A 10,597-nucleotide genomic window follows, 5' to 3' on the forward strand; every position below is an offset into this window, starting at 1 on the left:
CCCCGCGCTCCTCGCCGCCTCGCACGCCACGCTCGCCGCGGAGCTGGCCACCCTCGACGACCCCGACCGGGGCAGGCTCACCGGCTGGCCGCACTCCCTCGACGAGCAGACGATGCCGGTGCGCCCCACCCCGACCGGCACCGCCTACGGCCTGCACATCGTCCTCGAACTCGCCGCGCCCGACGGCCGGTTGAGCGTCACCGACCTCACGGACACGCTCTGGCGGCTGCGGCTCAGGGACGGCGGCTGGGCGGCCCGCTCCCAGGGCGCCAAGCCGCGGCCCGAGGTGACCGCGCTCGCCCTCGGCGCCCTCGCCCGCGCGGGCGCGGACCCCGAGCGGGTCGCCGCGGAGGCGTCCCGCTGCGCCGCGGCCTTCACCGCCGAGCTGGAGCCCTCCGGCTTCGGCAGGACCCACGTGGTGACCACGGTGCTGCGCGGCCTGCTGCGCGCGGCGCCGCACTCCCCCGACGTGGCCCGGCTGCGGGACGAACTGGTCGACCGCACGATCACGGACCCCGCGAGGGAGCACCGCCGCTGCTGGGGCCCCACCCTGCGCACCCCGGCCGCCCGCCCCTCGCCCGTGCACACCGCGCAGGCCGTGGTCGCCCTCGACCGGGCGGCCCGCCTGCTGGAGGAGGACACCAATATCCGCGCGGCCCGCGAGGACGGCGTGCGCTGGCTGCTCTCCTGCCCGCAGCCGCTCCACGACGTCTGCGTGGACCTGACCAACACGCAGGAGGAGGTGCGCCGCCCGCACCCGGTGGACTCCTGGCGTCAAGAGGTCCTTTTCGTACGCCACTTCACCGCCGCCTGGATGGTGCGCGCGCTCCTCACGCCGGGCGCCTGGCGGATCGCCGCCGACGAGGGCCGCGAGGAGCAGTGGCAGGCGCTGCTCGCGGCGGCAGTCGGCTCGGTGTGGCGCCAGCAGGACGACGGGATATGGAACTGGGACGGGCATGATCTCGGCCGCCCGCTGTGGATGACCTATCAGGGCCTTTCGGCGTTGCGGGCACATGCCGTATGGATGTATCAGCCGGGTGCCTGAACCCCGGGACCGGCGCGACCACCGCGCTGACGAGGGGGAGAACGCTGTGGGTGCTCGGCACGTGGACAGGGCCAGGCGGCTGCTCGACGAGACCCTTGCCGGGGCGGCGGAGGACGACCTGGTGCGGGCCGCCCGCGCGATCGTGGACGAACTGGGCTCGCCCGCACGCCTGTTGCCGCTCGTGACGGAGCTCGCGGAGGGGGCCGACGACCCCTCGGGGTGCGCACTCCTCTCGTACCGCCATGTCCTCGGCTTCGACAAGCTGCTCCTCATCGACGGCACGCCCCGGCACATGCTGCGCGCGCACGTGTGGCATCCCGGGGCGGGCGCGCGCGAGGACATCCACAACCACCGCTCACCGCTCGCCTCCCACGTGGTGCGGGGCGCCCTCGGCATGGAGACGTATGAGACCGTCCGGGACGGCGGGGAGGGGCTTGAGGCCGCGCGGTACCGGGAGTCCCTGGTGGGCGAGGGGGACGACTGGCTGCTCGAACCGGCCGGGCGGGCGCGGCTGCGGCTGACGCAGAGCGCGCGGTACACGGCGGGGAGCGGGTACGCGCTGCACTCGCTGGCGCTGCACCGGGCGTGGTGCGCTTCGCCGGGGCCGGCGGTGACGCTCTTCCTGGAGACCGGGGCGGGGCGGCGGCGCCATACGGACGTGTTCACCGAGCTTGACGCGGCGGAGACGACGGACGCGACGGACGAGTCGGAGGCGTCGGGGGCGTCGGGGGCGTCGGCGCGGGCGATGGCGAAGAAGCCGCTCGACGTACGGGACTATCTGGCGGAGCTGGAGAACCTGGCGGGGCTCATCGGCTGAAGGCCTGGCGGACGATGTCGCGGTTGTAGTCGTCGATCTCGACCGTGCCGAGGTCGGCGGGGGCAAGCCAGCGGTGCTCCTGGTCGGGCAGGGGCAGTGCCACGTCGAAGGTGAGCGGCCTGACCAGGAAGTTGTCCTGCCAGTTCTTCACCTCGTGGCCGTGGTACGTACTGAGGAAGGAGGACTCGCCGACCTTGCGCAGCACCTGGCCGAGCAGACCGGTCTCCTCCTTCAGCTCTCTCAGGACGCCGTCGCGCGGACTCTCGCCCGGTTCGAGCTTGCCGCACGGCACGCCCCAGACCCGGGGCAGGAACCGCTCGGTCTCACTGCGGCGTACGAGCAGGACACGGCCTCGATGGGCCACGACGGCCGCCGCGAGCCGGTTGTCGCCGGGGTAGTCCATGCGGTGGTCCATGGGGTCCATGCCTTCCACCGTAGCGGGGATCGGGGGGCCGGGACAGTCGGGCAGGCCGTGTCCGATTCCTTCAAGACCGGCCATTCGCGGGCCGCATACGCTCACGGACATGAACAGCACACCCGTTCCACGCTTCGATGTGGTCGGCCTCGTCGTCACCGACATGGCCGCCTCACTCGCCTTCTACCGCCGCCTCGGCCTGGAGTTCGCCGGGGACGCCGAGAGCGCGCCGCACGTGGAGGCGACGCTTCCCGGAGGCCTGCGCATGGCCTTCGACACGGAGGAGACCGTCCGGTCCTTCCACGAGGGATGGCACCCGCCCTCCGGAGGGGGCCGGATCGGGATCGCCTTCCACTGCGGCACACCCGAGGGCGTCGACGCGTCCTACGAGGGGCTGGTGGGCGCCGGGCACAAGAGCGAGCTGCCGCCGTTCGACGCGCCCTGGGGGCAGCGGTACGCCGTCGTGCTCGACCCGGACGGCAACGGCGTCGACCTCTTCGCGCCACTGGCGGCCGCCGGGCCGTCAAGTGCGGCCGAGTAGCACGGAGAGCGTCTGCCCCGTCAACTCCCGTACGTCCCTGGCGAGATGGGCCTGATCGGCGAAGCCGATGGCGGCGGCCGTGTCCGCGTACGACCGTCCTTCGCGGGCCAGCGCGAGGGCCCGCTGGAGCCTGAGGACCCGGGCCAGCGTCTTGGGGCCGTAGCCGAAGGCGGGCAGGGCACGGCGGTGCAGCAGACGGGCGTTGACGCCCAGCGCGTGCGCGGTCGCGGCGACCGTCCGGCCGGCGTTCAGGGACCGGACGACCTCGGTGAGGAACGGGTCGGGCGGACCGGCGTCGGCGGCACGCTCCACGGCGACCGCTTCCAGGGCGGCCAGCGGATCCCGCGCCCCGGCCACCCGCCCCGCCAGGCGGCGCACGTGCGCCGCGCTCCACAGGTCGGCCAGCTCCACGCGCTGGTCCCTCAGCTCGTGCGCCGGGACGCCGAGGAGGGCGGGGGCGGTGCCGGGGTAGAAGCGGACGCCCACATGGCGGACGCCGGGCCCGGCGGTGCCCGGGTCGTACGCGCGGGTGTCCGGGCCCGCGACGAGCAGCCTGCCCTCGGTCCACAGCAGGTCCATGCAGCCGTCGGGCAGGACGGGGCGGGCGTCGCCGGGGGCGCCCGTGCTCGTGCGGGTCCAGACGACCGCGCCGGTCAGCCGGGACGGCCGCTCGCGGTACTTCCCCTGGTCCGGGGCGTCGGTCAGAGGGGTCTCCTGGGCCACGTACAGAGGCTACGCCGCCCGGGTGCGGTGTTCCTGCGGGCTGATTCCGTGGACCCGCTTGAAGGCGCCGGACAGGGCGAACGCGCTGCCGTAGCCGACCTTGCGGGCTATCGCGGCGATCGTCAGCTCGCTGTCGCGCAGCAGGTCGGCGGCGAGCGCGAGGCGCCAGTTCGTCAGATACGTCATCGGGGGCTCGCCCACCAGATCGGCGAACCTGCGCGCCAGCGCGGCCCGCGAGACGCCCGCCTTCGCGGCGAGGTCCGCGATCGTCCAGGGGTGCGCGGGGTCGTCCTGGAGCAGGCGCAGGGCGCGGCCCACGACGGGGTCGCCCAGCGCCCGGTACCAGGCGGGGGCCGCCGCCTCGGGCCGCGCGAACCAGGCGCGCAGCGCGGCGATGAGGAGGAGGTCGAGGAGCCGGTCGAGGACCACCTCCTGGCCCGGCTCGTCCCTGCTGATCTCGTCGGCGAGCAGCGGGGTGAGCGGGCAGTCCCACACCTCGGTGGGCAGGACGAGCAGCGGCGGCAGCGCGTCGAGGAGCCGGCCGGTGATCTCGCCCCGCATCTGGTAGGTGCCGATCAGCATCTCCACGGAGCTGTCGTGCGACTCGCCCCAGGCGCGCAGTCCGAGGTCCCCGTACTTGCCGCTCGGGGCGCCGCCGAGCGGCACGCAGCGCTCGCCCGGCTGGATCTCGGCGAGCGCCTCGGTGGCGGGGTCGTCGGCGCAGGTGTAGTGGCCGGGGCCGCGGGCGATGGCGAGGTCGCCGGGGCGTACGCGCCGCGGGGGCGTTCCGTCCTCGGGGACGATCCACGCGGTCCCGCGCACCATGATCATGACCGACAGGGGCGCCTCGTCCGCGATACGCACGGACCAGGGCGGGTCGAACAGTGCGCGGATCATGAAGGCTCCCCGGGCGCGGGGGCCCTCCAGCAAGCCTGCGAGTGCGTCCATGGCGGCAGCGTAGACGCAGGCGTATGCGTAGACGCAGGCGTATGCGCGTGAGCGTCTTGGCGATGTTCCCGCGGCGCCGGGGGCAGTTCACTGAAGCCATGACGACAAACACGAGCAACACGAGCAACACGAGCGACACGAGCGACACGGCGGGCATGACGGTTCTGGTGACGGGCGCGACCGGGCGGGTGGGGCGCAGGGTGGTGGAGTCCGCCGAGGCGGCGGGGCTCACGGTGCGGGCCGCCTCGCGCGGCGGGGCGGTGCGGTTCGACTGGGCGGACCGGTCGACCTGGGCAGAGGCCCTGCGGGGCGCCGACGCGGCGCATCTCGCGTATCTGCCGGATGTCGGCGCGCCCGGGGCGGCGGAGACGGTCGGCGCGTTCGCCCGGCTCGCGGTGGAGCTGGGCGTGGGGCGGCTCACGCTCCTTTCGGCGCGGGGCGAGCACCAGGCTCACGCCACCGAGCAGGCCGTGCGGGACTCCGGGGCGCGGTGGACCGTCGTACGGGCCAGCTGGTTCGCGCAGAACCTCAGCGAGGGGCCCCTCCTGGAGGAGATGCGGGCCGGGCAGCTGGTCTTCCCCGCCGACGACGTGCTCGAACCGTTCATCGACACCCGGGACATCGGGGACGTGGTGGTGGCCGCGCTCACCGGCGGCGACCGCTTCGCGGGACGGACCCTCGACCTCACCGGGCCCCGCCTGCTGTCGTTCCGGCAGGCGGTGGCGGAGGTCTCGGCGGCGACGGGGCGGGAGATCACGTATGTCCCGGTCTCGGCCCGCGAGTACGGGGCCGCCCTCGGGGAGTTCGGGGTGCCGCCGCAGGAGGCGGAGTTCCTGGTGGAGCTGTTCGAGACGAACCTCGACGGACGCAACGCGATGCTCTCCGCGGGGGTGCGGGAAGTACTGGGCCGGGACCCCAGGGACTTCGCCGACTTCGCCGCGGAGCAGGCCGAGGCGGGCACCTGGAAGAGTTGAGCCGGGGCCCCTCCGCGCGAGGCCTCGGGGCTCCGCCCCGGACCCCGCTCCTCGATCGCCGGAGGGGCTTTTCCTCCTACCCGGAGGGGCTTTCGCCCCTTGCTACTCCGGGGGTGGGTCCGTGCCGTTCTTCTTTACATGCGTCCGCAGCCGCGAGGTCACGTCGTCCGGGGGCAGGAAGCGGGACCAGCGCTCGGGGAACTCCGAGGGCATCTCGGGGTCGTCGGGGTCGACGGAGGCCTCGCGCGCGGCGGCCGCCCTGGCGATGACCTCGGCGGCCTGCGCCTCCCTTATGCGGTCGTTGGCGGCGCGCGCGGCGGCCGTGGCGACGGACGGCCAGACGCGGTCGATCGCCGCGTTGACGGCGGCGCCGACCAGGACCGCGAAGGCCGCCACGCCGATCCACAGGAGCACGGCGACCGGCGCGGCGAGGGAGCCGTAGATCGTGGGGCCCTCCACCGTGGAGGTGAGGTAGATGCGGAGCAGGAAGCTGCCGAGCACCCACATGGCCAGGGCGATCAGCGCGCCCGGCATGTCCTCGACCCACGGCGAACGCACCGGCACCGACACGTGGTACAGCGTCGTCAGGAAGACGATGGAGAGGATGACGACGACCGGCCAGTAGAGGATCTGGACGACCGTCGTCGAGCCGGGCAGGAGCTTCACCACCGCGTCCGGCCCCGCCACCATCAGCGGCAGCGCGACCGAGCCGATGAGCAGCGCCACGATGAAGAGCCCGAAGGCGAGCAGCCGCGTCTTGACGATGCCGCGCACACCGTCCAGGCCGTACATGACGGTGATCGTGTCGATGAAGACGTTCACCGCGCGCGAGCCCGACCACAGGGCGAAGAGGAAGCCGATGGAGATGATGTCCGGGCGGCTGACCTTCATGACGTCTTCCAGTATCGGCTGCGCGATCTGGCTGACGCCCCGGTCGGAGAGGATCGTGCGGGACGCCTCCAGGATGTTGTTCTCGACGCTGGCGATGGTGTTCGCGCCGGTCCACCGGTCGACATAGGCGAGCAGCCCGATGAGGCTGAGCAGCAGCGGCGGCACCGAGAGCAGGGTGAAGAAGGCGGCCTCGGCCGCGAGCCCCAGGATGCGGTACTCGATGCACGAGTTGACGGTGTCCTTGAGCAGCAGCCAGGCGGTCCTGCGCTTGGAGACGTTGCGGTAGAGAGCGCGGGCCCGTTTCCAGCGCCCCGAGGGGCGCCCGGGTGTTTCATTTGCCTGGTGCACCTCCTTACCGTAGCGGCATGGCAGCCACCACCCACACAGTGACCAACCAGGCTCCGCCCCTGGTGGGATATGACGTATTCGCCTCCGACCGGGCCCTCGTGGAGGGCGTCGAGCGGCATCTGGATCCGGCGCTCCTCGATTCCGCCCGCGACGACCTCTCCCTGCTCGGCCGCAGCGCCGGTTCCGCCCAGGCGCAGGAGTGGGGAGCGCTCGCCAACGAGAACCCGCCCCGGCTGCGCACCCACGACCGGTACGGCAACCGCGTCGACGAGGTCGACTTCCATCCGTCCTGGCACCGGCTGCTCGGCAAGGCGGTCGGGGCGGGGCTCACCGCGGCCTGGTCGCGGCCCGGCGGGCATGTGCGGCGGGCCGCGGGATTCCTGGTGTGGACACAGACTGAGGGCGGGCACGGCTGCCCGGTCTCGATGACGCACGCCGCGGTGCCCGCGCTGCGCGCCGACCCGGCGCTGGCCGCCGAGTGGGAGCCGCGCCTCACCTCGACCATCTACGACCAGGGGATGCGCCCGGCGTCGCAGAAGGCGGGCGTCCTCTTCGGGATGGGCATGACGGAGAAGCAGGGCGGCAGCGACGTGCGGGCCAACACGACGCGCGCGGCCGCCCTCTCCGAGGAGGGGACGTATGAACTGAAGGGCCACAAGTGGTTCTGCTCCGCGCCGATGTCCGACGGCTTCCTGGTGCTCGCGCAGGCGGAGCAGGGGCTGACCTGCTTCCTCGTGCCGCGCGTCCTGGAGGACGGCACGCGCAACCCGTTCGCCATCCAGCGGCTCAAGGACAAGCTGGGCAACCGCTCCAATGCCTCCAGCGAGGTCGAGTTCGACGGGACGTGGGCGCGCCGGGTCGGTGACGAGGGGCGCGGGGTGCGCACCATCATCGAGATGGTCGCGGCGACCCGCCTCGACTGCGTGATCGGTTCGGCCGCGCTGATGCGGCAGGCCGTCGCGCAGGCGGTGCACCACGCCACGTACCGGGAGGCGTTCGGCGGCAAGCTGATCGACAAGCCGCTCATGCGCAACGTGCTGGCGGATCTGGCGCTCGAGTCGGAGGCGGCGACGACGCTGGCGCTGCGGCTCGCGGCGGCGTACGACGACGGCAGCGAGCAGGAGCGGGCGTTCCTGCGGCTCGCGGTGCCGGCCGCCAAGTACTGGGTGACCAAGCGGTGCACGCCGATGGTCGGCGAGGCCCTTGAGTGCCTGGGCGGCAACGGCTACGTCGAGGAGTCGGGCATGCCGCGGCTGCTGCGCGAGGCGCCGCTCAACTCCATCTGGGAGGGGTCGGGGAACGTCCAGGCGCTGGACGTGCTGCGGGCGTTGCAGCGCGAGCCGCTGGCTCTGAACGCGTTCCTCCAGGAGGTCGGCGAGGCGCGCGGCGCCGATCACCGGCTGGACGGGGCGATCAAGGGCCTGCTGACCGAACTGGCCGATCTGGAGGGTGCCGAGGCGCGGGCGCGGCGGCTCGTGGAGCGGATGGCGCTGGTGCTCCAGGGCTCGCTGCTGGTGCGGTACGCGCCGCCGGAGGTGGCCGACGCGTTCTGTGCGTCCCGGCTCGGCGGGGACTGGGGCGCGGCGTTCGGCACGCTGCCGCACAGTCTGGATCTGGCCTCGGTGGTGGAGCGGGCGGCCCCGCGCTCCTGAAGCCCGTCAGGCGTGGCCTCTTCTCGGCCGCCCGGTATGGACACGGGGGTGGTGCTGCGCCGACACGGCACCACCCCCGCTTTCAGGCCCCTTGAGGAGCGTGAACACCGCACGGGCGGCGTGGTTCCAGATTCGGCCACCGCACAGCAGTTCGCGAGGGTTGCACGAGGTTGCAACGCGCACCGCGCCAAAATTGATTCATTGTCGAACCATCACCCGGGACCGTGATCACAAGGCACGATGAAACGGTGCCGCTACGCACTGGTCTGGCCGGAAAGGACCCAGTGGTGATGAACCCCTCTTCGACGATCGATCTCGCGCGGATCTCCGCCATGGACCTCGCGCACGCCGCGCGGCTCCTGAGGGGGGTGCGGGACGCGATGCTCGCCGGTCAGCGGCCGCGCGTCATGCCGCGCCCGGTGATCAGCGAGTCCTGGGGGCGGGCGCTGACCGGCGGGGTCGACCCCGATCACGGCTCCCGGTCCCGGCTGCTCGGCGAGGAGGAGCTGGAGGAGCGCCGCCGGGCCTCACCGCTCCTGGAGATCCTGCCGGTCCTGCGCGAAGCCCTGGTCTCGGTGGCGGACGCCGCCGAGCACATCATGGTCGTCTGCGACGCGGAGGGGCGGGTGCTGTGGCGCGAGGGCAGCGCCGCCGTGCTCCGCAAGGCCGACTCGCTCGGTTTCGCCCTGGGCGCGGACTGGACCGAGCGCGCCGTCGGCACGAACGGCCTCGGCACGCCCCTTGTGGTGCGCCGCCCCGTGCAGGTCTTCTCCGCCGAGCACTTCGTGCGCACCCACCATCCGTGGACGTGCGCGGGCGCTCCGGTGACCGATCCGCGCGACGGCAGGCTGCTCGGCGTCGTCGACGTCAGCGGCCCGCTGCGGACCATGCATCCGGCGACGCTCTCCCTGGTCGACTCGGTGGCCAAGCTCGCCGAGGCGCGGCTGCGCGAGCGGCACGTCACCGCGCTGGAGCGGCTGCGCGCGGTGGCGGCCCCGATTCTCGCGCGCCTCGAAGGGCGGGCGCTCGCCGTGGACGTGCACGGCTGGACCGCCGCGGTGACGGGCATGCCCCCGCAGGACCGCCTCGCGCTGCCCAAGTCCCTCGCGCCGGGCCGCACCTGGCTGCCCTCGCTGGGCTCCTGCCGGGTGGAGCCGCTGCCCGGCGGCTGGCTGCTGCGCCTGGAGAAGCCGGGTGAGAGACCGGAGCCGCTGCCCGCGGCCCGGCTGGTCCTCGACGTGAGCGAGCCGCGCGGCTGGACACTGGCGATGCTCGGCGGCGCCCGCGACTGGACGCACGAACTGAGCCCGCGCCACGCGGAGCTGCTCTATCTGCTCGCCACGCACCGCAGGGGGCGCAGCGCGTCGGGGCTGGCCGAGGACATGTTCGGCGATCCGGGCCGCACGGTGACGGTGCGCGCCGAACTCTCCCGCGTGCGCCGGTACTTGGGCGGGGTGCTGGCCCATCGCCCCTACCGCTTCCACGAGGATGTCGAGGTGGAGGTGGTGCTGCCGGACAGCCCGGCCCGCCTCCTGCCGCACTCGGTCGCGCCGGCGATACGGGCGGCGAGGGGCGTGGCGGAGCCTTGAGTGCAGCGCCCGGGCCGGTGGACGCGGCCGCCCCCGGTCTCCCCGGAGGACCCGACCCGTGATTCGCTGAGTCTCATGAGTCTCACTGTCACCACGTGGTCGCTGGAGCAGACGTCCCCCAGCGAGTTGCTTCCCGCCGCCGCACCCGAGGGCGATGTGCGGATCGTGCGCGCCGAAGTGCCCTCACCCGAGTTCAGCCGGTTCCTCTACGCCTCCGTCGGCGGGGACATCCGCTGGGTCGACCGGCTCTCCCTCACCTATGCCGAGTGGCAGAAGTTCCTGGAGCGGCCGGGCGTGGAGACGTGGGTCGCGTACGACAGGGGGACGCCCGCCGGCTATCTGGAGCTGGCGGCGCGGGGCGACAAGGGGGACGGGGCGCCGGGCTCCGTCGAGATCTCCTACTTCGGGCTGCTCCCCGCCTTCCGGGGCCGCCGGATCGGCGGGCACCTCCTCTCGTACGGGGTCGCGCGGGCCTGGGACCTGGCCGAGCGGTGGCCGGGGCTCGCGCCGACCGAGCGGGTCTGGCTGCACACCTGCTCCAAGGACGGCGAGCACGCCATGGAGAATTACCTCCGGCGCGGCTTCAAGCTCTTCGACACCAAGGTCGAGCAGGAGCCGGAGGTCGCCACGCCGGGCCCGTGGCCGGGCGCCGAG

11 protein-coding genes are annotated in these 10,597 nt (G+C 73.4%); 7 read left to right on the forward strand and 4 right to left on the reverse strand.

Translation table 11 applies throughout. The annotated features are described in order from the left end of the window. Together GKQ77_RS33945 and GKQ77_RS19095 are read left to right on the forward strand one after the other, a co-directional pair. A partial coding sequence (locus GKQ77_RS33945) for a hypothetical protein (protein WP_308117713.1) occupies nt 1-1,045 on the forward strand: 1,045 nt, incomplete at its 5' end. 46 nt (nt 1,046-1,091) lie between these two features. Then, complete coding sequence (locus GKQ77_RS19095; protein ID WP_219690128.1) at nt 1,092-1,862, forward strand: hypothetical protein; 771 nt, start codon at nt 1,092-1,094, stop codon at nt 1,860-1,862. Here GKQ77_RS19095 and GKQ77_RS19100 read toward each other — a convergent pair. Then, nucleotides 1,852-2,265, reverse strand: a complete 414-nt coding sequence (locus GKQ77_RS19100; protein WP_219690136.1) for an NUDIX hydrolase — start codon at nt 2,263-2,265, stop codon at nt 1,852-1,854. The genes GKQ77_RS19095 and GKQ77_RS19100 overlap by 11 nt on opposite strands. Nucleotides 2,266-2,386: 121 nt before the next feature. Between GKQ77_RS19100 and GKQ77_RS19105 the strand changes: the two genes are divergently transcribed. Then, complete coding sequence (locus tag GKQ77_RS19105; RefSeq protein WP_219690129.1) at nt 2,387-2,818, forward strand: VOC family protein; 432 nt, start codon at nt 2,387-2,389, stop codon at nt 2,816-2,818. Here GKQ77_RS19105 and GKQ77_RS19110 read toward each other — a convergent pair. After that, complete coding sequence (locus tag GKQ77_RS19110) at nt 2,801-3,541, reverse strand: DUF6597 domain-containing transcriptional factor (protein WP_308117714.1); 741 nt, start codon at nt 3,539-3,541, stop codon at nt 2,801-2,803. The genes GKQ77_RS19105 and GKQ77_RS19110 overlap by 18 nt on opposite strands. Before the next feature lie 9 nt (nt 3,542-3,550). Further along, nucleotides 3,551-4,489 (reverse strand): AraC family transcriptional regulator, encoded by a 939-nt coding sequence (locus GKQ77_RS19115; RefSeq protein ID WP_219690130.1) that lies wholly within the window; start codon nt 4,487-4,489, stop codon nt 3,551-3,553. 98 nt (nt 4,490-4,587) lie between these two features. On the opposite strand from GKQ77_RS19115, the gene GKQ77_RS19120 reads away from it, so the two are divergent. Then, nucleotides 4,588-5,463: an NmrA family NAD(P)-binding protein gene (locus GKQ77_RS19120; RefSeq protein ID WP_219690131.1), complete on the forward strand. Its 876-nt coding sequence runs from the start codon at nt 4,588-4,590 to the stop codon at nt 5,461-5,463. A gap of 102 nt (nt 5,464-5,565) precedes the next feature. On the opposite strand, the gene GKQ77_RS19125 is transcribed toward GKQ77_RS19120, so the two are convergent. Then, nucleotides 5,566-6,702: a YihY/virulence factor BrkB family protein gene (locus GKQ77_RS19125; protein WP_125515773.1), complete on the reverse strand. Its 1,137-nt coding sequence runs from the start codon at nt 6,700-6,702 to the stop codon at nt 5,566-5,568. 17 nt (nt 6,703-6,719) lie between these two features. Between GKQ77_RS19125 and GKQ77_RS19130 the strand changes: the two genes are divergently transcribed. The 3 genes from GKQ77_RS19130 to GKQ77_RS19140 all read left to right on the forward strand — a co-directional run. Next, nucleotides 6,720-8,354 carry an acyl-CoA dehydrogenase family protein gene (locus GKQ77_RS19130; RefSeq protein WP_219690132.1) on the forward strand — a complete coding sequence of 545 codons (1,635 nt, stop codon included), beginning with the start codon at nt 6,720-6,722 and terminating at the stop codon, nt 8,352-8,354. A 290-nt stretch (nt 8,355-8,644) separates the two neighbouring features. Next, on the forward strand, nt 8,645-9,943 hold the full coding sequence (locus GKQ77_RS19135) for a GAF domain-containing protein (RefSeq protein ID WP_219690133.1): 1,299 nt from the start codon (nt 8,645-8,647) through the stop codon (nt 9,941-9,943). 75 nt (nt 9,944-10,018) lie between these two features. Continuing rightward, on the forward strand, nt 10,019-10,597 hold a 579-nt coding region (locus tag GKQ77_RS19140), incomplete at its 3' end, for a GNAT family N-acetyltransferase (RefSeq protein WP_219690134.1).

This window comes from Streptomyces anatolicus (assembly GCF_019400875.1).
Lineage (GTDB): Bacteria > Actinomycetota > Actinomycetes > Streptomycetales > Streptomycetaceae > Streptomyces > Streptomyces anatolicus.